This window comes from Streptomyces populi, from assembly GCF_002911015.1.
GTDB classification, from domain to species: Bacteria; Actinomycetota; Actinomycetes; order Streptomycetales; family Streptomycetaceae; genus Streptomyces; species Streptomyces populi.
The window spans coordinates 1-21,170 of the sequence record NZ_KZ626866.1; the positions used below are offsets into that span (position 1 = coordinate 1).

The 21,170-nt window shown below is 72.5% G+C and carries 21 protein-coding genes; 13 read left to right on the forward strand and 8 right to left on the reverse strand.

From position 1 onward, the window contains the following. Positions 1-574 precede the first annotated feature (574 nt). Together CW362_RS16015 and CW362_RS16020 are read left to right on the forward strand one after the other, a co-directional pair. A complete protein-coding gene (locus tag CW362_RS16015) occupies positions 575-1,564 on the forward strand; it encodes a malate dehydrogenase (protein WP_103550138.1) in 990 nt (329 codons plus the stop codon). Positions 1,565-1,857: 293 nt separating this feature from the next. Further along, positions 1,858-2,838 (forward strand): hypothetical protein, encoded by a 981-nt coding sequence (locus CW362_RS16020; RefSeq protein WP_103550139.1) that lies wholly within the window; start codon positions 1,858-1,860, stop codon positions 2,836-2,838. Here the strand turns inward: CW362_RS16020 and CW362_RS16025 are convergent. Continuing rightward, entirely contained in the window at positions 2,815-3,588 is a 774-nt protein-coding gene (locus tag CW362_RS16025) for an isocitrate lyase/PEP mutase family protein (protein ID WP_240657816.1), read from the reverse strand. The two genes, CW362_RS16020 and CW362_RS16025, sit on opposite strands and share 24 nt — an antisense overlap. Beyond that, on the reverse strand, positions 3,585-4,118 hold the full coding sequence (locus tag CW362_RS16030) for a carboxymuconolactone decarboxylase family protein (protein WP_103550140.1): 534 nt from the start codon (positions 4,116-4,118) through the stop codon (positions 3,585-3,587). The genes CW362_RS16025 and CW362_RS16030 overlap by 4 nt, the downstream gene beginning before the upstream one ends. A gap of 47 nt (positions 4,119-4,165) precedes the next feature. Here CW362_RS16030 and pdxR point away from each other — a divergent pair, with 47 nt between their 5' ends. Continuing rightward, positions 4,166-5,557, forward strand: coding sequence for a MocR-like pyridoxine biosynthesis transcription factor PdxR (gene pdxR / locus CW362_RS16035; RefSeq protein ID WP_103550141.1), 1,392 nt, complete (start codon positions 4,166-4,168; stop codon positions 5,555-5,557). Between the two features lie 24 nt (positions 5,558-5,581). Here the strand turns inward: pdxR and CW362_RS16040 are convergent, their stop codons facing one another. Continuing rightward, entirely contained in the window at positions 5,582-6,445 is an 864-nt protein-coding gene (locus tag CW362_RS16040) for a hypothetical protein (protein ID WP_103550142.1), read from the reverse strand. 129 nt (positions 6,446-6,574) lie between these two features. Here CW362_RS16040 and CW362_RS16045 point away from each other — a divergent pair, with 129 nt between their 5' ends. After that, positions 6,575-6,916 (forward strand): hypothetical protein, encoded by a 342-nt coding sequence (locus tag CW362_RS16045; protein WP_103550143.1) that lies wholly within the window; start codon positions 6,575-6,577, stop codon positions 6,914-6,916. A gap of 94 nt (positions 6,917-7,010) precedes the next feature. After that, positions 7,011-8,195: a glutathionylspermidine synthase family protein gene (locus CW362_RS16050; protein WP_103550144.1), complete on the forward strand. Its 1,185-nt coding sequence runs from the start codon at positions 7,011-7,013 to the stop codon at positions 8,193-8,195. A 30-nt stretch (positions 8,196-8,225) separates the two neighbouring features. On the opposite strand, the gene rocD is transcribed toward CW362_RS16050, so the two are convergent. After that, a complete protein-coding gene (gene rocD / locus CW362_RS16055; protein ID WP_103550209.1) occupies positions 8,226-9,440 on the reverse strand; it encodes an ornithine--oxo-acid transaminase in 1,215 nt (404 codons plus the stop codon). A 311-nt stretch (positions 9,441-9,751) separates the two neighbouring features. On the opposite strand from rocD, the gene CW362_RS16060 reads away from it, so the two are divergent. Further along, a complete protein-coding gene (locus CW362_RS16060; protein ID WP_103550145.1) occupies positions 9,752-11,197 on the forward strand; it encodes a glycine hydroxymethyltransferase in 1,446 nt (481 codons plus the stop codon). Between the two features lie 67 nt (positions 11,198-11,264). On the opposite strand, the gene CW362_RS16065 is transcribed toward CW362_RS16060, so the two are convergent. Then, positions 11,265-11,981 carry a hypothetical protein gene (locus CW362_RS16065; protein WP_240657817.1) on the reverse strand — a complete coding sequence of 239 codons (717 nt, stop codon included), beginning with the start codon at positions 11,979-11,981 and terminating at the stop codon, positions 11,265-11,267. Positions 11,982-12,369: 388 nt separating this feature from the next. On the opposite strand from CW362_RS16065, the gene trpS reads away from it, so the two are divergent. After that, positions 12,370-13,383 carry a tryptophan--tRNA ligase gene (gene trpS / locus CW362_RS16070; protein ID WP_103550211.1) on the forward strand — a complete coding sequence of 338 codons (1,014 nt, stop codon included), beginning with the start codon at positions 12,370-12,372 and terminating at the stop codon, positions 13,381-13,383. Between the two features lie 226 nt (positions 13,384-13,609). Continuing rightward, positions 13,610-14,191 carry a 2'-5' RNA ligase family protein gene (locus tag CW362_RS16075; protein ID WP_103550146.1) on the forward strand — a complete coding sequence of 194 codons (582 nt, stop codon included), beginning with the start codon at positions 13,610-13,612 and terminating at the stop codon, positions 14,189-14,191. 25 nt (positions 14,192-14,216) lie between these two features. Here CW362_RS16075 and CW362_RS16080 read toward each other — a convergent pair whose 3' ends face one another. Both CW362_RS16080 and CW362_RS16085 read right to left on the reverse strand, forming a co-directional pair. Further along, a complete protein-coding gene (locus tag CW362_RS16080) occupies positions 14,217-14,972 on the reverse strand; it encodes a decaprenylphospho-beta-D-erythro-pentofuranosid-2-ulose 2-reductase (protein WP_103550147.1) in 756 nt (251 codons plus the stop codon). A 42-nt stretch (positions 14,973-15,014) separates the two neighbouring features. Continuing rightward, on the reverse strand, positions 15,015-16,364 hold the full coding sequence (locus CW362_RS16085) for a decaprenylphosphoryl-beta-D-ribose oxidase (RefSeq protein ID WP_103550148.1): 1,350 nt from the start codon (positions 16,362-16,364) through the stop codon (positions 15,015-15,017). 142 nt (positions 16,365-16,506) lie between these two features. Here CW362_RS16085 and CW362_RS16090 point away from each other — a divergent pair, with 142 nt between their 5' ends. From CW362_RS16090 to CW362_RS16105, 4 genes are all read left to right on the forward strand, one after another. Next, entirely contained in the window at positions 16,507-17,061 is a 555-nt protein-coding gene (locus CW362_RS16090; RefSeq protein ID WP_206300968.1) for a phosphatase PAP2 family protein, read from the forward strand. Continuing rightward, positions 17,054-17,998: a decaprenyl-phosphate phosphoribosyltransferase gene (locus tag CW362_RS16095; RefSeq protein ID WP_103550149.1), complete on the forward strand. Its 945-nt coding sequence runs from the start codon at positions 17,054-17,056 to the stop codon at positions 17,996-17,998. Before CW362_RS16090 ends, CW362_RS16095 begins: the two co-directional genes overlap by 8 nt. 134 nt (positions 17,999-18,132) lie before the next feature. Then, a complete protein-coding gene (locus CW362_RS16100) occupies positions 18,133-18,546 on the forward strand; it encodes a GtrA family protein (protein ID WP_103550213.1) in 414 nt (137 codons plus the stop codon). Then, positions 18,534-19,538 carry a YihY/virulence factor BrkB family protein gene (locus CW362_RS16105; protein ID WP_103550150.1) on the forward strand — a complete coding sequence of 335 codons (1,005 nt, stop codon included), beginning with the start codon at positions 18,534-18,536 and terminating at the stop codon, positions 19,536-19,538. The genes CW362_RS16100 and CW362_RS16105 overlap by 13 nt, the downstream gene beginning before the upstream one ends. Here the strand turns inward: CW362_RS16105 and CW362_RS16110 are convergent. Next, positions 19,492-20,787 carry a D-alanyl-D-alanine carboxypeptidase family protein gene (locus tag CW362_RS16110; protein ID WP_338069061.1) on the reverse strand — a complete coding sequence of 432 codons (1,296 nt, stop codon included), beginning with the start codon at positions 20,785-20,787 and terminating at the stop codon, positions 19,492-19,494. The two genes, CW362_RS16105 and CW362_RS16110, sit on opposite strands and share 47 nt — an antisense overlap. Positions 20,788-20,914: 127 nt before the next feature. On the opposite strand from CW362_RS16110, the gene CW362_RS44485 reads away from it, so the two are divergent. Next, positions 20,915-21,157, forward strand: coding sequence for an SCO4848 family membrane protein (locus CW362_RS44485; RefSeq protein ID WP_240657819.1), 243 nt, complete (start codon positions 20,915-20,917; stop codon positions 21,155-21,157). Positions 21,158-21,170 lie beyond the last annotated feature (13 nt).

Below are 21,170 nucleotides of genomic sequence, written 5' to 3' on the forward strand. Positions count from 1 at the left end.
TGTCCCGGCACGGCCCCTCGCGCGCGTACCCGGCTGCGGGTGATCGGTGGCTCGGATGCGCGCCTCGCGTGCGTGTTCCCCATCTCCGGCCGGGCGTGAATTCTCCGGCCGGGCGTGAATTTCAGCCCCTCCGGCGTTTGAGGAGCGGAGCCCCAGGGGGTGGGAAGGGCAGGGGTGGAGGGGCGAAAGACGCTTGTGGGTGGGGGAGCTGGAGAAAACTTCGGGTTCGGGGGATTGAGGTGGTTCTGAGGGGGCAGGCGGACCGTACCCCCATGGGATCCGGCGTGCCGGGAAGGGGGGGAGATCCCTTCCCGGAGCCCTGGTACCCCCTTTGGCGGTCGCCGAGTTCACCCTCTCCCGGGCTCGGCGGCCGCCTGTCCGGGGGATCTGTGGGGTGGGCCACACGGACCCTGACGTCCGGCGTCCCGGATGCGCGATAGCCTGACGGCGGATCTCTCTTGACGCCGAGAGATCGATCATCGGAACCTTTGATCGATCATTGCGGTGGTTGCACGGGACGATCCTGCACCCGGGGCAGGGACGCCCCACCGCCAGCTGTCATACGGAGAACGCCATGACTCGCACTCCCGTGAACGTCACCGTCACCGGCGCGGCCGGCCAGATCGGTTACGCCCTGCTCTTCCGCATCGCCTCCGGCCAGTTGCTCGGCGCGGACGTGCCGGTCAAGCTGCGCCTCCTGGAGATCACGCCGGCGCTGAAGGCCGCCGAGGGCACCGCCATGGAGCTCGACGACTGCGCCTTCCCGCTTCTTCAGGGCATCGACATCACGGACGACCCGAACGTCGCCTTCGACGGCGCCAACGTCGCCCTCCTGGTGGGCGCCCGTCCGCGCACCGCGGGCATGGAGCGCGGTGACCTGCTCTCCGCCAACGGCGGCATCTTCAAGCCGCAGGGCAAGGCCATCAACGACCACGCCGCGGACGACATCAAGGTCCTCGTCGTCGGCAACCCGGCCAACACCAACGCGCTCATCGCGCAGGCCGCCGCCCCGGACGTACCGGCCGAGCGCTTCACCGCGATGACCCGCCTCGACCACAACCGCGCGCTGACCCAGCTCGCGAAGAAGACGGGCACCACGGTCGCCGACATCAAGCGGCTGACCATCTGGGGCAACCACTCCGCCACCCAGTACCCCGACATCTTCCACGCCTCGGTCGCCGGCAAGAACGCCGCCGAGGTCGTGAACGACGAGAAGTGGCTGGCCGAGGACTTCATCCCGACCGTCGCCAAGCGCGGTGCCGCGATCATCGAGGCCCGTGGCGCGTCCTCGGCCGCCTCGGCCGCCAACGCCGCCATCGACCACGTGTACACGTGGGTCAACGGCACGGCCGAGGGTGACTGGACCTCCATGGGCATCCCGTCGGACGGTTCGTACGGTGTGCCGGAGGGCCTCATCTCCTCCTTCCCCGTCACCACGAAGGACGGCGTGTACGAGATCGTCCAGGGCTTGGACATCAACGAGTTCTCCCGCGCCCGCATCGACGCCTCCGTGAAGGAGCTCGAGGAGGAGCGCGAGGCGGTCCGTTCCCTCGGCCTGATCTGATCCGGCGCCGGCCCGGCTGAGCCGGGCGGCCGTTCCGCCGCGGTACCCGCGATGCCCGGGTGGTGATCACCACCCGGGCATCGGTGCGTTCGGAGGCCGGTGGTTCACCCGTTCACGGCCGTCGTGAAGGAGGCGTACGGAAAGTACGTATCGAACGTATGTGCTTTGTCGCCATAAAGGGGGGTGCTGATGGCGGAATCCTCACTATCGTCGTCACATACGGTCCGTCAGGGGACAGGGGTTCGGCGAGGAACGCGCCGGGATCGGGCCGACGGGGGAGCGGGGGTGACGGGGTGGCGCAGCGATGGGACGCGGACCGCCGGCAGTGGGTCGACGACGGTGGGGTCCAGGACGGGGTGGACGCCGGCGGCGCTCCGCCGGCCGGGGACCAGCAGTGGTGGGCGGCCGCCACCCAGGTGGGTCCGCTGCGGCCCGACACCCATCCGCCCGCGGGTCCCGTGCCGCCACCGCCACCGCAGCAGTGGGCCCAGTCCCAGCAGCAGGCCCAGGCCGCATGGTCGCACCAGCAGTCACAGCCGCAGACGTGGCCCGGCGGTGTCGTGCCGCCCGGGGGCGGCCGGGCGCGGGGGGCCGGTGACTCGCGGCGGCTGCTCCTGGTGATCGTGGCCGTGGCCGTCCTGGCGGGCGGTGTGGGCGGCGGGCTGTGGGCGCTGACCCGGGGTGACTCGGCGAGGCACCCGGAGGCGCACCCGTCCGGTCCCTCGGTGACCGCCACGACGACAGGGCCCGGAGCCGCTCCGGGCCCCTCGAACACCTCCGGCGGCGAGGGCGCGTACACCGCCCCGGCCGTGACCACCGCCCCGGCGCCGGCGCCCGGGTACAGCCGTTCGGTCGATCCGCTCGGCTACACCGTGGACGTTCCGGACGGCTGGGCGCGTGAGGAGACGCAGGGCAAGCTGGCGCCCGTCGTCACGTACACGGCTCCCGGCGGCGACCGCAGGCTCATGGTGTTCGAGGTCAAGGAGACCTCCGTGACGGAGTCCTCGGCGCAGGCCCAGTCCATCGCGGAGGGGTTCCGGGGCTACCGGTACCTGGACCGGCGGAGCGGCACCGACTGGACGGAGTTCAGCTACCGCTACGACAGCAAGCAGTACGGGACCACCCAGACCGTCGACCACCGTTTCCGGGCCGCCGACGGCATGTCGTACGCGGTCATCGTGTACTCGCCGCCGGGCACGGACATGACCGAGCAGCTCATGACGGCCGTGAACTCCTTCTGCCCGGCCGGGTCAGACTGTTCGAACCCCACCTGACGCGCCCTGGCGCAGCTTCGCCGCGATGTCCCCCAGCGTCTCGGCCGCCCGGCGCTGTAGCCCGGGGCCGAACGTGACCCGGGTGGCGCCCAGTTCACCCAGTTCGGCCGGGGAGGGCCCGTCGAGGCGGGCGAACGCGTTCAGGGGACCCTGGACGCCGGACCGCAGCAGCGGCAGCACCCCGGCCGGGGCTCCGATCGGATACACGCAGTCCGCCCCCGCCGCGACGTACAGCGCGGCCCGCTCGACGGCCCGCCCGGGATCGCCGTCCCCGTGGATGAACACGTCGGTACGGGCGTTCACGAAGAGCCGGTCCGCCGCGCTGCTCCGCACTTCGGCCAGCCAGTCGGCGTGCCGGGACGCGTCCTTGAGCACCCCGCCCTCGGAGTCCTCGAGGTTGCAGCCCACGACCCCCGCCTCCAGCAGCCGTTCCACCAGCTCCCGGGGCGCCAGCCCGTAGCCGTCCTCGACGTCCGCCGACACCGGCACGTCGACCGCCCGGGCGATCCGCGCGACGGCGGCGAACATCTCGGCGGCGGGCGTCTCCCCGTCCGCGTACCCCAGGGAGGCGGCCACCCCGGCGCTGGGCGTGGCGAGCGCGGGGAACCCCGCGTCCGCGAACACCCGGGCGCTCGCCGCGTCCCAGGGCCCGGGCAGGACCAGCGGATCGCCCGGCGGGCGTCCGTGGTGCAGGGCCCGGAACCGGTCGGCCTCGTCCGGTCCGGTGTGCCGCCCGTCCACGGACGTCACTTGTGCCCGCCCGGCCGGTAGTGGCCGGGGACCATGCGGCAGGTCACGGCGAACCGGTTCCAGGCGTTGATCACCGTGATCGAGGCGATGAGCCGGGTCAGGTCGGCCTCCTCGAAGTGCCGGGCCGCGCGTTCGTACACCTCGTCCGGCACGAAGCCTTCCGTGATCACGGTGATGGCCTCGGTCAGCTCGATCGCCGCGATCTCCTTCTCCGTGTAGAAGTGCCGCGACTCCTCCCACGCGCTCAGCTGGATGATCCGCTCCACGCTCTCGCCCGCCGCGAGCGCGTCCTTGGTGTGCATGTCCAGGCAGAACGCGCAGTGGTTGAGCTGCGAGGCGCGGATCTTCACCAGTTCGAGGAGCACGGGGTCCACCCCCTGCCGGGCCGCCGCGTCGAGCCTGACCATCGCCTTGTAGACGTCGGGGGCGAGCTCGGCCCAGGGCAGCCGGGGCGCGTGCTCGGGCGCGTACCGCGTGGCGGGGGCGTCGGGTGTCGTGGCGGGGAGCGTGGTCGTGTCCTGTGTCGTCATGTGATCGACCCTATGAGGGGAGTAGTCCAGGGGTATGGTCCATTCCCATGGGGAAAACGTGGGCCACTCTGGGGGTCGACCTCCATGTCGAGCCGACCGGGTCCGGCATCCGCAAGGGGCTGACGGAGGCGCTGCGCGAGGCCGTCCGCGGCGGCCGGCTGGCCCCCGGGACCCGTCTCCCGTCCTCCCGCTCGCTCGCCGCCGACCTCGGCATCGCCCGCAACACGGTCGCCGAGTCCTACGCCGACCTCGTCGCCGAGGGCTGGCTCACCGCACGTCAGGGCTCGGGCACCCGGGTGGCCGAGTGGAGCGTCGTGCGACCGGCGCGGGAGGCCGCGCCACCCCGCCGCGAACCGGCCCGGCCCGCCTACGACCTCGTCCCCGGACGCCCCGACCTCGCCTCCTTCCCGCGGGCCGCCTGGCTCAAGGCGGCCCGCCGTGCTCTGGCCCGCGCCCCGCACGAGGCCCTCGGCTACGGCGATCCGCGCGGCCGCCCCGAACTGCGCACCGCCCTGGCGGGCTATCTCTCCCGCGCCCGGGGCGTCCGCGCCGACCCGGAGCGCATCGTGGTCTGCTCCGGCTTCTCGGACGGCCTCACGCTGCTCGGCGCGGTCCTGCGGCGGCGGGGGCTCCGCTCGGTCGCCGTGGAGTCGTACGGGCTCGACACGCACTGGAACCTCCTGCACCGGTCGGGCCTGCGCACGACCCCCCTGCCGTTCGACGGACTCGGCACCGACACGCGCGACATGACGGGCGCGCGAGCCGTGCTCCTCACCCCCGCCCACCAGTTCCCGATGGGCGTGCCGCTGCACCCGGACCGCCGGGCCGCCGTCGTCGCCTGGGCCCGCCGGTCCGGCGGGCTCGTCCTGGACGACGACTACGACGGCGAGTTCCGCTACGACCGGCAGCCCGTCGGCGCGTTGCAGGGCCTGGCCCCCGACCACGTGGTCCACCTGGGCACCGCCAGCAAGTCCCTGGCCCCCGCGCTGCGCCTCGGCTGGCTGGTCCTGCCGCCGTCGCTCGTGGACGAGGTCGTCTCCCTGAAGGGGGAGGGCGGCTGGTCCACCGGGGTGCTGGACCAGCTGACCCTGGCGGAGTTCATCACCTCCGGCGCCTACGACCGGCACGTCCGTGCCGCCCGGCTGCGCTACCGGCGCCGCCGGGACGCCCTCGTCGCGGCCCTCGCGACCCGCGCCCCCGACGTGCACGCCACCGGTATCGCCGCCGGGCTGCACGCCGTGCTCCGGCTCCCGGCCGGCACCGAGGGACCGGTCGTCCAGGCCGCCGCCTTCCAGGGCCTGGCCGTCCACGGCCTCTCCGGCCACCGTCACCCGGACGCGCTCGTCCCGCACCAGGACGCCCTGGTCGTCGGCTACGGGACCCCGCCGGACCACGCCTGGTCGGGCGCCCTGGACGCGCTGTGCCGGGCGCTTCCCTGAAGGGGCCCGCCCGCGGGGCAGGCCCTACGCCTGCTGTTCCTCCTCGGCCTCCACGGGCGCGGCCGTCTCCGTGCCCGGCGCCTCCCCGAACCGCGCCAGCGCCAGGGCTCCCGCCACCGCCACCGCGAAACCGAGCACCGCCAGCCAGGTCAGCCCCTCGCGCGTACGGTCGCCCAGCCACACCACCCCCACCAGCGCGGGTCCGATGGTCTCCCCGATGACCAGTCCGGCGGTGGCCGTGGTCACCGACCCCCGTTCCAGGGCCGTGGTGAGCAGCAGGAACGCGGCACCGCCGCCGATCAGCAGCGCGTACGTCGCCGGATTGGCGAGCAGCGTCCCCGGATCGAGGTCGGCGATCAGCCGCACCGCCACCTCGACCACCCCGAACCCGAACCCCGCCCCGAGACCCAGCGCGAGCGCCCGCCCCCGGTCGGGCAGCCGTCCGCCGACGAGTCCCAGCACCAGGACGGCCACGGACGTCCCGAGCATCGCGTACTTCAGCGCCAGGGACCCCGTCCGGTCCCCCTCCGCCCCGGACGCCAGCCCCAGCATCGCGAGCCCGGCGCACACCACCGCCACCGCGCCCCACTCGAACCGGCTCAGCCGTACGTGGAGCAGCCGCGAGGCGACCACCGCGGTGACGGCCAGGCTCGCCGCGAGGGCCGCGCCGACCGCGTAGATCGGGATCGAGCGCAGCGCGACGATCTGCAACAGGAACCCGGCCCCGTCGAGGCCCAGTCCCGCCAGATAGCGCCACTGCCGCAGCGCCCGCAGCAGCAGTGCCGCCGCGCCGCCGCCCGCCCCGCCCGCGCCGGCGGCCCGTGCGGCCATCGCCTGCAGGACCGTCGCCGTACCGAAACAGACCGAGGCGCCGAGGGCACACAGCATTCCAAAGAGCACGAAGCGACTGTAGGGGACAACGCGTCGCGGGGGGCCGTCGTGGACTTGTCGGACGGGATCTCTACTCTGTCCACTTCAGTCGGAAACGATCCGAAGAGAACAAGCGGGGGAACGGACATGGCAGACGTACGACGGCAACTGCGCTCGGGCTCGGTCGTCCTCGGGAGCATGGGACTTCTCGCGGTGGCGCTCACCGCCTGTTCCTCGGACCCCGACAAGCGCTGCGTCGACCGCGACAGCTACAACGCCGGCAAGGGCTACAAGGTCGTCTCGGACAAGAACTGCAAGTCCTCCACGGGCTCGTCCCACAGCGGCTGGTACTACGGCGGCGACAAGAAGAGCCACTGGGTCGAGGGCGGCTCCTTCACCAAGCCGGGCGGTTCCGGTGGCTCCGGCGGTTCGGGCGGCGGCGTGCACCGCGGCGGTTTCGGCGGCGGCAAGGGCAGCTCCGGCGGCTGATCCGCGGGCCGGGGCCGGCGCGAGGGCCCCGGCCCCGGCCCGCCGCCGAGACGGAGAACCCACCCGCCCGCCGAGACGGAGAACCACGCACCCCATGGAACGCCGCACCACCACTCCCCGCCCCGGCTGGCAGCAGACCGTCGAGGGACAGGGGCTGATCTACCCGCTCACCCGCCACCCCGACGGCTCCCTGCGCCCCTACTGGGACGAGAGCGCCTACTACGTCTTCTCGCTGCCCGAGGTGGAGGCGCTGGAGGAGGTCGTCGAGGAACTGCACGCCATGTGCCTGACGGCGGCCGGTCACATCGTCGAGCGGGGACGTTTCGCCGACCTCGGCATCGACGACCCCCGGGTGGTGGCGGCCGTCTCCGAGGCCTGGCACCGGCGTGCCGAACTCCCCTCCGTCTACGGCCGCTTCGACCTCCGCTACGACGGGACGGGCCCGGCGAAGCTCCTGGAGTACAACGCCGACACACCGACCTCGCTGGTCGAGGCCGCGAGCCCGCAGTGGTTCTGGATGGAGGACCGCTTCCCCGGGGCCGACCAGTGGAACTCCCTCCACGAACGCCTCGTCGCGGCCTGGAAGAAGCAGGCCGCCCTCCTCCCGCCGGGCGGCCCGCTCCACTTCGCGCACTCCGCCGAGGACGAACTCGGCGAGGACCTGATGACGGTCGCCTACCTGAAGGAGACCGCGGAGCAGGCAGGTCTCGACACGGACTGGATCTCCATGGAGGAGATCGGCTGGGACCCCCTCTCCGGCCGCTTCGTCGACAACCGGCTCGCGTTCATCCGCAGCTGCTTCAAGCTCTACCCCTGGGAGTGGCTCACCACCGACGCGTTCGCCGGCCACGTCCTGGACACCCTCGACAACGGCGGCGGCACCGGTACGACCCTGTGGATCGAGCCCGCCTGGAAGATGCTCCTGTCCAACAAGGCCCTCCTCGCCGTCCTCTGGGAGCTCTACCCGGGCCACCCGAACCTGCTTCCCGCCTACCTCGACGGCCCCCGCGAGCTGGCCCGCGCGAACGGCTACGTGGCCAAACCCCTGCTCGGCCGCGAGGGCGCCGGGGTGACGATCCACGAACCCGGCGCCGCCCCCGTCGTGCGCGGCGAGGCCTGCTGCTACCAGGAGCTGGCGCCGCTCCCGTCCTTCGACGGCAACCGGACCGTCCTCGGCGCCTGGGTCGTCGAGGACGAGCCGGCGGGCCTGGGCATCCGGGAGTCCTCCGGCCCCGTCACGGACGAGTACGCCCGCTTCCTGCCCCACGTGATCCTCTAGGCCCGCCCGCGGGTCCCCGGGCCCGGACCCCTACGCGCCGAGCACGGCCCGCAGCTGGGCCAGCCCCCAGTCCAGGTCCTCCTCGGTGATGACCAGCGGCGGGGCGATCCGGACGGTGACGCCGTGGGTGTCCTTGACGAGGACGCCCCGCTCCATCAGCCGCTCCGAGACCTCCCGGCCCGTACCGTGCGCGGGGGCGATGTCGACGCCCGCCCACAGGCCGCGCCCGCGCACCGCGGTGACACGACCGGAGTCCTTCAGCAGACCCAGCTCCCGGTGCAGGTGCGCGCCCAGCTCGGCCGCCCGCGCCTGGTACTCGCCCGACCGCAGCATCTCGATCACCTCCAGGGCCACCGCGCAGGCCAGCGGGTTCCCGCCGAAGGTCGACCCGTGCTCCCCGGGCCGGAACACCCCCAGCACCTCCGCGCTCGACACCACCGCCGACACCGGCACCACCCCGCCGCCGAGCGCCTTCCCGAGCACGTACACGTCCGGCACCACACCCTCGTGCTCGCACGCGAACGTACGGCCGGTCCGCCCCAGCCCCGACTGGATCTCGTCCGCGACGAACAGGACGTTCCGCTCCCGCGTCAGCTCCCGCACGGCCGGCAGGTAACCGGCCGGCGGCACCAGTACCCCCGCCTCCCCCTGGATCGGCTCCAGCAGCACGGCCACCGTGTTCTCCGTGACCGCCGCCCGCATGGCCGTCAGGTCCCCGTACGGCACGATCTCGAACCCCGGGGTGTACGGGCCGAAGTCGGCCCGGGCCTCCGGGTCCGTCGAGAAACTGATGACCGTCGTCGTACGCCCGTGGAAGTTGTTGCCCGCGACCACGATCTTCGCCATCTCGGCGGGGACGCCCTTGACCCGGTAGCCCCACTTCCGGGCCGTCTTCACGGCCGTCTCGACCGCCTCCGCGCCGGTGTTCATCGGGAGCACCGTCTCCATGCCGCACAGCGCGGCCAGCTCCCGGCAGAAGTCCGCGAACCGGTCGTGGTGGAACGCCCGCGACGTCAGCGTCACCCGGTCCAGCTGCGCCTTGGCCGCCTCGATCAGCCGCCGGTTGCCGTGGCCGAAGTTCAGCGCCGAGTATCCGGCCAGCATGTCGAGGAAGCGGCGCCCCTCGACGTCCGTCATCCAGGCCCCGTCCGCCGTCGCCACGACGACCGGCAGCGGGTGGTAGTTGTGCGCGCTGTGCGCGTCGGCCGAGGCGATGAACGCCTCCGTCGTCTCCCTGGCATCCATGGTGGTCACGGGATCTCCGTTCTGGGCTTGTGGCCTCTTTCCTATCGTCGCTCGCATGGTGGACCGGGGACCCCGGTGATCCGGCGCGCCCGGTACGCTGATCGACGGGGCCGTGACTGGCGCGCTGGGATGGGACCGACCATCGGGGAGCGGCACCCGCGCTGTGGCTTCCCCGGGGCGATCCCGGACCTCTGGACGGAGAAGCAGGCCGTTCCGAGGGGCCCGGAGTGTCCGGGCGAGGAGTCGTGGCACCACAGTGCCGTGCGCCTGGGCCGACCCGTGAACGCTGATGACAACGTCCGGAGGCCGTCATGACAGAGCCCCTTTCCACCGAGTCCACCGCCTTCCGCAGCGCCCTCGACGTGATCCGGGCCGTGGAGCCCCGCGTCGCCGACGCCATCGGCCAGGAGGTCGCCGACCAGCGCGACATGCTGAAGCTGATCGCGTCCGAGAACTACGCCTCCCCGGCCACCCTCCTGGCCATGGGCAACTGGTTCAGCGACAAGTACGCCGAGGGCACCGTCGGCCGCCGCTTCTACGCCGGCTGCCGCAACGTCGACACCGTCGAGGCCCTCGCCGCCGAGCACGCCCGCGAACTGTTCGGCGCCGAGCACGCCTACGCCCAGCCGCACTCCGGCATCGACGCCAACCTCGTCGCCTTCTGGGCCGTCCTCGCCGCCCGCGTGGAGGCCCCGGCCCTCGCGAAGGCCGGCGTCCGCAACGTCAACGACCTCACCGAGGCCGACTGGGCCGAACTGCGCCAGGCCTTCGGCAACCAGCGCATGCTCGGCATGTCCCTGGACGCCGGCGGCCACCTCACCCACGGGTTCAGGCCGAACATCTCGGGCAAGATGTTCGACCAGCGCTCGTACGGCACCGACCCGGCCACCGGTCTCATCGACTACGAGGCCCTGCGCGCCTCGGCCCGCGAGTTCAAGCCGCTGATCATCGTCGCCGGCTACTCCGCCTACCCCCGCCTGGTGAACTTCCGGATCATGCGGGAGATCGCCGACGAGGTCGGCGCCACCCTCATGGTCGACATGGCGCACTTCGCCGGTCTGGTCGCGGGCAAGGTCCTCACCGGCGACTTCGACCCGGTCCCGCACGCCCAGATCGTCACCACCACCACGCACAAGTCGCTCCGCGGCCCGCGCGGTGGCATGGTCCTGTGCGACGAGACCCTCGCCGAGCAGGTCGACCGCGGCTGTCCGATGGTCCTCGGCGGCCCGCTGCCCCACGTGATGGCCGCCAAGGCCGTCGCGCTCGCCGAGGCCCGCCGCCCCGAGTTCCGCGACTACGCCCAGGCCGTCGTCGACAACTCCCGTGCCCTGGCCGAGGGCCTGATGCGCCGCGGCGCGACCCTGGTCACCGGCGGCACCGACAACCACCTCAACCTGATCGACGTCGCCTCCTCCTACGGCCTCACCGGCCGTCAGGCCGAGTCCGCCCTGCTCGACTCGGGCATCGTCACCAACCGCAACGCGATCCCCGCCGACCCGAACGGCGCCTGGTACACCTCCGGCATCCGCATCGGCACCCCCGCGCTGACCACTCGTGGCCTCGGTGCGACCGAGATGGACGAGATCGCCGGACTGATCGACCGCGTCCTGACCGCCGCGGAGCCCGGCACCACCGCCAAGGGCGCGCCCTCCAAGGCGCAGCACGTCCTGGACACGAAGATCTCCGACGAGATCGCCCACCGCGCGAGCGACCTGCTCACCGGCTTCCCGCTCTACCCCGAGATCGACCTCGGCTGACGCGCCGCACCGGGGCCGGACCCGTCCGGCCCCGGACCGGCGTCGGCCCGCGCCGGGGCCGGACGGGTCAGCAGACCTCGGCCAGCTCCTGGCGCGGTTCCCGCAGCGGCTCGGCGTTCACGCGCCGGACCGTCGCGCGGCGGATGAACCACGTGGCCCCGGCGCCCAGGGCCAGGCCCGCGGCGAGTCCGGGCACCGCCCACACCGCCGGGTCGAACTCCACCCGGACGGCGGACGCGGTCGCCCCGGAGCCGAAGAGCCTTTCTTCCTTCGCCAGCTCCTCGAACACCGAGAGCGGCGCCCGGTGCCAGCGGTAGTCGCCGCCCACCAGGTCGGGAGCCAGATCCGACCGCACCCACGGCGAGCCGTCCGCGGTGAGGAACACCTGGTCCTGGCGCTCGATGGCGACGTCACCCCCGGGACCCGTGCTCCCCCAGATCACCGTGACCTGGGGAACGGGAAGGTGGCCGTCCGCCCACTCGTCGGGCGTCTTCTTCGGCCCCGTGTACCGGGGCGACAGCAGCCGCCACAGCCGTCCGAAATCCGGATCGCCGCTGTGCATGGTGGTCGTCCGTCCCGTGTCACCGGCGACGGTCAGGACGATGTCCGGGCTGTCGCCCGAGGAGCTCTGCACGGCGTTCTCGGCGCTCTCCCGGACCGCCGGTGCGGCCACCGGTGCGCTCGCCGCCGGGCCGGCCAGAGCGGCCGGTGCCACCGACACCGCCGCCGCGGCGGTCGCGCCCAACGCTCCCACCACCGTGACCAGTTCACGAAGCCCGCGCATGGAACCCCCAACCGGCCGACGCAGAGTCGGCCCGCACACCGTTGTGCCAATTTCTGGGTGCGCCGACGGATCCGCCGGGAGTTCTCCTGGGCGGCGATGTCCGATCAGCGCTCCGCCCTGCCGAATCCGGTTACCGGGCGGTTCGGCATTTCTAAGCGTCGGCGACCTCGAAAAACACCCCCTCCAGCAGGAACGTCACCTCACCGTTGCACTTATATGACGTTGTGTGTTCGAAAGCCGCTCAGGTGAGCGAAATGGTGACCGTCTGTGCCGACGGGCCGGAGGCTCGGAGGCCGCGGTTCCCGGAGCCGGCGCACCGGCCCGCCCGAGTACCGTCTCTTTCCGGCCAGTTCCGGAGCGGGCCCCGACACCTGAGAGAATGGTGAACATGGCCTCTGACAGTCCTCGCGTGCTCTCCGGAATCCAGCCCACGGCAGGCTCGTTCCACCTCGGCAACTACCTCGGCGCCGTCCGTCAGTGGGTGGCGCTCCAGGAGTCCCACGACGCGTTCTACATGGTCGTCGACCTGCACGCGATCACGGTCCCGCAGGACCCCGCGGACCTGCGCGCCAACACCCGGCTCGCCGCGGCGCAGCTGCTCGCCGCCGGCCTCGACCCCGAGCGCTGCACGCTCTTCGTCCAGAGCCACGTCCCCGAGCACGCGCAGCTCGCCTGGATCATGAACTGCCTCACCGGTTTCGGCGAGGCCAGCCGGATGACCCAGTTCAAGGACAAGGCGGCCAGGCAGGGCGCGGACCGCGCGAGCGTCGGCCTGTTCACGTACCCCGTCCTCCAGGTCGCGGACATCCTGCTGTACCAGGCCCACGAGGTGCCGGTCGGCGAGGACCAGCGCCAGCACGTCGAGCTCACCCGTGACCTCGCCGAGCGCTTCAACGGCCGGTTCGGCCAGACCTTCACCATCCCGAAGCCGTACATCCTCAAGGAGACGGCGAAGATCTACGACCTCCAGGACCCGTCGATCAAGATGAGCAAGTCGGCGTCCACGCCGAAGGGCCTCGTCAACCTGCTCGACGACCCCAAGGTCACCGCGAAGAAGGTCAAGAGCGCCGTCACCGACACGGACACGGTGATCCGCTACGACGCCGTGGAGAAGCCGGGCGTCTCGAACCTCCTCACCATCCACTCCACCCTCACCGGCAAGTCGATCGCCGAGCTGGAGCGGGAGTACGAGGGCAAGATGTACGGCGCCCTCAAGACGGACCTCGCCGACATCATGGTCGAGTTCGTGACCCCGTTCCGCGAGCGCACCCAGCAGTACCTGGACGACCCCGAGACCCTCGACTCGATCCTGGCCAAGGGTGCCGAGAAGGCGCGCGCCGTCGCCGCGGAGACGCTCTCCCAGGCGTACGACCGGGTCGGGTTCCTGCCGGCCAAGCACTGACGGCCGGGGCCACCGCCGTACGGGGGGCCGTGCCCCGGCCGTACGGCGGAACGGCCTCCCTACCACACCACCTTCGGCAGTCAGTACGAGACGAGCGCGACACTCCTACGACGGCCGTTTGCGGGTCGTACCGCCGTACAGTCGAAGGCGGGGCGGACCGAGCGATCGCCTCCGCCCGCGCCGCACCACCGAACAGCCCTGACCCTCGACAACGACAGGAGACGACGTGGGGACCGTAACGATCGGAGTGTCGATCGCGGTCCCGGAGCCTCACGGCAGCCTGCTCCAGGAGCGGCGCGCGGGCTTCGGCGACCCCGCGGCTTGCTGCATTCCCACGCACGTCACCCTGCTGCCGCCGACCGAGGTCGAGGACTCGGCGCTGCCCGCGATCGAGGCGCACCTCGTCGAGGTCGCGGCCGCCGGGCGCCCGTTCCCGATGCGGCTGTCCGGCACGGGCACCTTCCGCCCCCTGTCACCGGTCGTCTACGTACGGGTGGCCGAGGGCGCGGAGTCCTGCACCTGGCTGCAGAAGCAGGTCCGGGACACCTCGGGCCCCGTCGCCCGCGAGCTGCAGTTCCCGTACCACCCGCACGTCACCGTGGCGCACGGCATCGGCGAAGAGGCGATGGACCACGCCTTCGAGGCGCTCTCCGGGTACGAGGCCGGATGGCCCTGCACCGGATTCGCCCTCTACGAGCAGGGCGCCGACGGGGTGTGGCGCAAGCTCCGCGAGTTCGTCTTCGGCGGCGCCGTGGTGCCCCCGCAGGCCTCCGCACCCGAACGGGACACCACGCTGCCGGCGGTCTAGGCGGTCCAGGCGGTTCCGCCGGGCCTCAGACCGGCAGCCGCCTGAACACCGCCCGGGGGGTGTGCCGCAGCGCCGACATGACCATCCGCAGGGCCCCCGGCACCCACACCGTCTCGGAGCGGCGCCGCAGTCCCAGCTCGATCGCCTCGGCCACCGCCTCCGGAGTGGTCGACAGCGGCACCTCGGGCAGATGGGCCGTCATCCGGGTACGGATGAACCCGGGGCGCACGACCATGACGTGCGCGCCCGTGCCGTGGAGGGCGTCCCCCAGCCCCTGCGCGAAGGCGTCCAGCCCCGCCTTGCTGGAGCCGTAGATGAAGTTCGAGCGGCGGGCGCGCTCGCCCGCGACCGAGGACAGCACCACCAGGGAGCCGTGCCCCTGCGTCTGAAGCGCCCGCGCGCACACCAGGCCCGAGGAGACCGCACCCGTGTAGTTGGTCTGCGCGACCCGGACCGCCGCGACCGGCTCCTTCTCGTCCACGGCCTGGTCGCCGAGCACCCCGAACGCCATCAGCACCACGTCGATGTCGCCCTCGGCGAAGACCTTGCCGAGCACGGCCTCGTGGGACTCGGGATCGAGGGCGTCGAAGGCGACGGTGCGGACGTCCGCACCGAGCCCGCGCAGCCGCTCGGCGGCCTCCTCCAGGGCGGGCGTCGGCCGCCCGGCGAGCCACACCGCGCGGGTGCGCCGGGTGATCAGCCGGCGCGCGGTGGCCAGCGCGATCTCGGACGTGCCGCCGAGCACCAGCAGGGACTGGGGGATACCGAAGGCGTCCTTCATGACAGCCAGCTCCTTCAGACGGGGGCCTACAGGACGGGGGGCCTACAGGCCGAGGCGGCGGGACAGGTCCGAGGTGAAGACTCCGCGCGGGTCCAGCTCCCGGCGCAGGGACCGGAACGCGCCGAGCCGCGGATACATCGCGGCCAGCAGCTCGGGCCGCAGCCGCGCGTCCTTGGCGAGGTACACGCGTCCCCCGGCGCCCGCCACCTCCTCGTCCAGCTCGTCGAGGAAGGAACCCAACCCCGGCAGGCCCGCCGGGACGTCCAGGGCGAGGGTCCACCCGGGCACGGGGAAGGACAGCCAGCCCGGATCCCCCTCCCCGAAGCGCTTCAGGACGGCGAGGAAGGACGGGCAGCGGCGTTCGGAGACGCGCCGCACGATCCGGCGCAGGGTCTCCTCCCGGCCGTGTCCGACGACGAACTGGTACTGGACGAAGCCGCCGCGCCCGTAGACCCGGTTCCAGTGCGGCACCCCGTCGAGGGGGTGGAAGAAGGCCGGGATCGGCTGGAGTTCACCGGTCCGTGCGCGAGGCGCCCTGCGGTACCAGAGCTCGTTGAAGAGCCCCACCGTCGTCCGCCCGAGGAGCCCTTCCGGTACGAAGGCGGGGGCGGCCGGCAGCCGTGACGGGCGGAACGCCAGCGGGTGCCGCCGGGCCCGCGGCGGCAGCGCGTCCAGCGGCGCGTGATCGCCGCGGGTCAGCACCGAGCGGCCCGTCCCGGCCCCGCGGGCGAGGAGGTCGATCCAGGCCACCGAGTAGCGGTAGCGGTGATCGCCCGAGGTGAGACGCGCCATCAGGTCGTCCAGGTCCACCGCGCGTTCGGTGTCGACGGACATCAGGGCGGTCTCCACCGGCTGGAGGCGGACGGTCGCCGTCAGGATCACGCCGGTCAGGCCCATGCCGCCCGCCGTGGCGTCGAACAGGGGGGTGCCGCGCCCGACCGGTCTGATCTCGCCGTCCGCCGTCAGCAGCTCGAAGGACAGGACGTGACGGGTGAAGGAGCCCGACACGTGGTGGTTCTTGCCGTGGATGTCCGCGCCGATCGCGCCGCCCACGGTCACATGACGGGTCCCCGGCGTCACCGGCACGAACCAGCCGAGGGGGAGCAGGACCTCCATGAGCCGGTGCAGGGACACCCCCGCGTCGCACAGGACCGTGCCGCCGCCCGCGTCGATGGCGTGGATCCGGTCCAGGCCCGTCATGTCGAACACCGCACCGCCCGCGTTCTGCGCGGCGTCGCCGTACGCCCGTCCGAGCCCCCGGGCGATCCCTCCCCGCGCCCCGCACTCCCGGACGGCCGCCGCCGCCTCCCCGTAGGTGCGCGGACGGACCATACGGGCGGTGGTCGGGGCGGTGCGGCCCCAACCCGTGACGGAGACGGAGTCGGCAGGCATGACCGTGACCGTAGCGCCGCCGGAGGCGCACAACGGGACAATCCACCCAGCGCTCCCGGCCCCTCACCGAAATGGGTGATTAATGGGATGTCGTTAAAGATTACCGTAATTCTGCGACCGCTCCCTAGAAGAGTGGCCTCACATGGACGACCTTGACGACCGTGACGGGACGGACCGGCGGCTCGACGGCCATGGCTCCCTGGGCGACATGGACCGGCGGCTGCTGTCCGCACTCCACGCCCGCGGCACGGACCCGCGCGTCGCGGCCGTCGCCCGCGCCCTGTCCTGGAGCGGGGAACACGGCGCCCTGTGGCTCGCCGCGGGACTCGCCGGAGCGGTCGCCGACCGCGGACGGAGCAGCGCGTGGTTGCGCGCCACGGTGCTCACCGCCGGCGCGCACCTGGCGAGCACGGCCTTGAAGCGGATCGTGCGCCGCCCGCGTCCCACCCACGTGGAGCCCCGGGCGCGCACGGCCGGACGGCACTCCTTCCCCAGCTCGCACGCGGCCTCCTCCTCCGCCGCCGCGGTCGCCTACGGGACGCTCGGCGCGTACGCCGTCCCGCCGCTCGCCGCCGCGATGTGCCTCTCGCGCCTGGTCGTCGGCGTCCACTACCCCACGGACGTCGCCGCCGGCGCGGCCCTGGGAGCCGCGGCGGCCGGCCTCGGCGCCCGCTGGATCGGGGCCGGCCATGGCTGAGCGCACGGCGCTCCTGGAACGCCCCCCGGCCCTCGCCCCACCGCCCAGGAGCCTGACCGGGCTGCTGCGGGGTCTCGTCAGGACCGCGCGTCCCCGCCAGTGGGTGAAGAACGTGCTCGTCGTGGCCGCCCCGGCCGCCGCGGGCCGGCTCTTCACCCAGCACGCGTTCGTCCACCTCTCGCTGGTCTTCGTCCTGTTCACGGCCTGCGCCGCCGCCGTGTACCTGGTCAACGACGCCCGGGACGCCGCCGCCGACCGCGCCCACCCCGTGAAGCGCCACCGTCCGGTCGCCGCGGGCCAGGTCCCCGTCCCGGTCGCGTACGCCGTCGGCGGCACCCTCGGGGTCCTCGCGCCCGTGGCCGCCGCCTGGCTCTGCCCGGCGGCCGTCTGTGCGCTGCTGACCGCGTACCTCGGCATGCAACTGGCGTACTGCGTCAGCCTGAAGCACGTGCTCGTCGTGGACCTCGTCGTCGTCACGACCGGGTTCCTGATGCGGGCCATGATCGGCGGTCTGGCCCTCGGGATCCCGCTCTCGCGCTGGTTCCTGATCACCACCGGCTTCGGGGCACTGTTCATGGTCTCGGCCAAGCGCTACTCCGAAGCCGTGCAGATGGCGGGGCGGGCGGGGGCCACGCGCGCGCTGCTCACCGAGTACACGACCGGCTACCTGCGCTTCGTGTGGCAGTTGGCCGCCGGGGTCTCCGTCCTCGGCTACTGCCTGTGGGCCCTGGAGGAGGGCGGGGTGCCGAGCGCCGGGGTGCTGCCGTGGCGTCAGCTGTCCATGATCGCCTTCACCCTGGCCGTCCTGCGCTACGCGGTCTTCGCCGACCGGGGCGCGGCGGGAGAGCCGGAGGACGTGGTCCTGCGCGACCGTCCGCTCGCCCTCATCGGCCTGGTGTGGCTGGCCATGTACGGGCTCGCCGTGGCGAACTGGTGAGCGTCACCGAGGACCGGCCCGGCGCCGGGCGCCCCGGCGGCCGCGGGACGGACACCGGGGCGCCGGCCGCCCGAAGGGCCCTCGGCACGGAGCCGACGGCGGTTCCGGGGGCGGCCCGCCCCCGGAAGCGGTTCCTGCGCGAGCTCCTCGGGTTCGCCTCCGTCGGTCTCCTCGCCTACGCGGCCGACCTCGGCCTCTTCGTCTGGCTCCGCGGCCCGGCGGGCCTGGACCCGCTGACCGCCAAGGCGCTGTCCTTCCTCGGCGGCTGTTCGGTGGCGTACGCCGGGAACGCGCTCGGCACCTACCGGCACACGGCGGCCCGCGGCCCGCGCCGGTACACGGTCTTCTTCGCGGTGAACGTCGCGGGCGCGCTCGTACAGCTGTTGTGCGTCGCCGTCAGCCACTACGGGCTCGGGTTCACGTCGCCGCGCGCGGACACCGTCTCGGGTGCGGGCATCGGCATGGCGTTCGCCACCGTTCTGCGTTTCTGGGGTACACGGTCACTGGTTTTCCGAGACGAGGGCAGAGTCGGATCATGGACTGGTTGAAAAAGATCCCCGGTGTGGGGCCCCTGGTCGTACGCCTGATGGCCACGCACGCGTGGCGGTCGTACGAGCGGCTGGACCGTGTGAAGTGGACCCGGCTCGCCGCGGCGATGACCTTCATCAGTTTCGTGGCGCTGTTCCCGCTGCTGACCGTGGCCGCCGCGATCGCCGCGGCCACGCTGAGCGCCGAACAGCAGAAGGACCTCCAGGACAAGCTCGCCGAGCAGGTGCCGGGCATCTCCGACCAGCTGGACATCAACGCTCTCGTCCAGAACGCCGGCACGATCGGGCTCATCGCGGGTGCCCTGCTGCTGATCACCGGCATCGGCTGGGTCGGCCAGATGCGGGACTGTCTGCGCGCGGTCTGGGAGCTGCCCGACGACGAGGAGAACCCCTTGCTGCGCAAGGTCAAGGACGGCGGGGTCCTCGTCGGTCTCGGCGGCGCCGTGCTCCTCACCGTCGCCGTCTCCACCCTCGCGTCCACGGCGATGGGCTGGTCGGCGCGGCACGCGGGCCTCGACGAGAACGGCTGGGGGACCACCCTGCTCCAGTTCAGCGCCTTCGCGGTGGCCGTGCTCGCCGATTTCCTGGTCCTGCTCTACGTCCTCACGCTGCTGCCCGGCGTCGAGCCGCCGCGCCGTCGGCTGATCGTCGCGGCGCTGATCGGCGCCGTCGGGTTCGAACTGCTCAAGCTGCTGCTCAGCGGCTACATGAGGGGCGTGGCGTCGAAGAGCATGTACGGCGCCTTCGGGGTGCCGATCGCGCTGCTCCTGTGGATCAACTTCACCTCGAAACTGCTCCTGTACTCCGCCGCCTGGACGGCGACCCCCGGTGAGGGACAGGGCCGGGAAGCGGCCAGCCAGGACGCTCCGGACGAGCCGGCCGGCCCGCGGGAACCGGCCGGCCCGCGGGGCGGGAGGGACCCGGGGGCCCCGGAATCCCGGGGGATCAGCGGCGACGGCGCATCAGGTCCGGCAGCGGCCAGCGGCGGTTGACCAGGAAGACGCCCGCGGCGAGCAGGACGAGGAAGCCGCCCGCCAGGCCGAGCGCGACGCCGATGCCGCTCGAACCGCCCCGCGCCGAGGCGGCCGCCACCGGCTTCGTGGAGGCGTGCGCGGTGCCCGTGCCGGAACCCGTGCCCGTGCCGGGGCTCGCTCCGGCCGACGCGTTCGCGCCCGGCTGGGCGGTGGTGTCCACGCCCTTGGGCGGGACCAGTTCACCCACCGGCTGGACCTTGCCCACGGACTGGAACCCCCAGTCGAGCAGTTGCGCGGCCTCCTTGTAGACCTCGTTGTGCTCCTTCTTCTCCGGGTTCATGACCGTGACGAGCAGCACCTTGCCGCCGCGCTCGGCGACACCCGTGAAGGTGGCGCCCGCGTTGGTGGTGTTGCCGTTCTTCACCCCCGCGATGCCCTGGTACGGGGTGATGTCGCTGTCGCCGGACAGCAGCCGGTTGGTGTTGCGGATCTCGGAGGACGCGCGGCCGGCCGCACCCTTCTTGCCCCCGGCCGTCGTGCCCGGGAACGTGGCCCGCACCGTCGAGCAGTACTCCCGGAAGTCCTTCTTCTGGAGCCCCGATCGGGCGAACAGCGTCAGGTCGTAGGCGGACGACACCTGGCCCCTGGCGTCGTAGCCGTCCGGGCTCACCACGTTCGTGTCCAGGGCCTGGAGGTCGTCCGCGTGCGCCTGCATGTCCTTGACCGTCTCCGCGATGCCGCCGTTCATCGCGGACAGCACGTGCACGGCGTCGTTGCCGGACTTCAGGAAGACACCGAGCCACAGGTCGTGGACGGTGTACGTCGCGTTCTCCTTTATGCCCACCACGCTGGAGCCCTCGCCGATGCCCGCCAGCTCGGAGGGGGCCACCTTGTGCGTGGTGCTCCTCGGGAACTTGGGCAGCACCGTGTCGGCGAACAGCATCTTCAGCGTGCTCGCCGGGGGCAGCCGCCAGTGCGCGTTGTGCGCGGCCAGGACGTCACCGGACTCCGCGTCGGCGACGATCCAGGAACGGGCGGTGATGCCCGCGGGCAGGACGGGGGCACCGGCGCCGAGGTTCACCTGGTTGCCGGGACGGCCGAGCCGCTCACCGCCGAGGGTCGACATGTTCGCCGGGGGAGTGGCCGACGGAGAGGCGCTGGGGCTCTCCGAGGGGTTCTCGTCGGCGGTGTCGGCGAACGCGGGCGCGGCGAGCGAAAGGGTCAACAAAGAAGCGGAAGCGACCAGCAGAGATCGCTGAATGATCATTTTCGAGACGGGCACGGTCGAAAAAGTACAGGTGTTGTGACCGGAATTCCCATCACCGTTCGGGGGGACCGCCTCGCCCCTTCCACCCCGGCGCCGGACCACGGCGGGCGACGGCGATACTGAACGCATGAAGCTCAGCCGCCCCGTGTCCTGGTTCCTGCTCGCCTTCGGGGTGTGGAGCTGGGTCATTTGGGTCACTTTCGCTAAGAATCTCTGGAAAGACGCCAGTGGGCTCGCGTTCGACGACGCGGGTGATCCGACCACGTATTTCTGGGTGCATCTGACGCTCGCCGTCGTGTCGTTTGTCCTTGGGACGGCCGTCGGGGTCATCGGGTTGCGCGGCGTACGCGCTTTGCGCCAGACGTCATAACGGGGGATACGGC

Coding starts and splice junctions, on each gene's coding strand:
- CW362_RS16110 (WP_338069061.1), bottom strand. CDS start 20,787: ATGATCATTCAGCGATCTCTGCTGGTCGCTTCCGCTTCTTTGTTGACC.
- CW362_RS16065 (WP_240657817.1), bottom strand. CDS start 11,981: ATGCGCGGGCTTCGTGAACTGGTCACGGTGGTGGGAGCGTTGGGCGCG.
- CW362_RS16085 (WP_103550148.1), bottom strand. CDS start 16,364: ATGCCTGCCGACTCCGTCTCCGTCACGGGTTGGGGCCGCACCGCCCCG.
- CW362_RS44485 (WP_240657819.1), top strand. CDS start 20,915: ATGAAGCTCAGCCGCCCCGTGTCCTGGTTCCTGCTCGCCTTCGGGGTG.
- rocD (WP_103550209.1), bottom strand. CDS start 9,440: ATGGATGCCAGGGAGACGACGGAGGCGTTCATCGCCTCGGCCGACGCG.
- CW362_RS16015 (WP_103550138.1), top strand. CDS start 575: ATGACTCGCACTCCCGTGAACGTCACCGTCACCGGCGCGGCCGGCCAG.
- CW362_RS16040 (WP_103550142.1), bottom strand. CDS start 6,445: ATGCTGTGTGCCCTCGGCGCCTCGGTCTGTTTCGGTACGGCGACGGTC.
- trpS (WP_103550211.1), top strand. CDS start 12,370: ATGGCCTCTGACAGTCCTCGCGTGCTCTCCGGAATCCAGCCCACGGCA.
- CW362_RS16050 (WP_103550144.1), top strand. CDS start 7,011: ATGGAACGCCGCACCACCACTCCCCGCCCCGGCTGGCAGCAGACCGTC.
- CW362_RS16060 (WP_103550145.1), top strand. CDS start 9,752: ATGACAGAGCCCCTTTCCACCGAGTCCACCGCCTTCCGCAGCGCCCTC.
- CW362_RS16030 (WP_103550140.1), bottom strand. CDS start 4,118: ATGACGACACAGGACACGACCACGCTCCCCGCCACGACACCCGACGCC.
- CW362_RS16105 (WP_103550150.1), top strand. CDS start 18,534: ATGGACTGGTTGAAAAAGATCCCCGGTGTGGGGCCCCTGGTCGTACGC.
- CW362_RS16095 (WP_103550149.1), top strand. CDS start 17,054: ATGGCTGAGCGCACGGCGCTCCTGGAACGCCCCCCGGCCCTCGCCCCA.
- CW362_RS16045 (WP_103550143.1), top strand. CDS start 6,575: ATGGCAGACGTACGACGGCAACTGCGCTCGGGCTCGGTCGTCCTCGGG.
- pdxR (WP_103550141.1), top strand. CDS start 4,166: ATGGGGAAAACGTGGGCCACTCTGGGGGTCGACCTCCATGTCGAGCCG.
- CW362_RS16080 (WP_103550147.1), bottom strand. CDS start 14,972: ATGAAGGACGCCTTCGGTATCCCCCAGTCCCTGCTGGTGCTCGGCGGC.
- CW362_RS16090 (WP_206300968.1), top strand. CDS start 16,507: ATGGACGACCTTGACGACCGTGACGGGACGGACCGGCGGCTCGACGGC.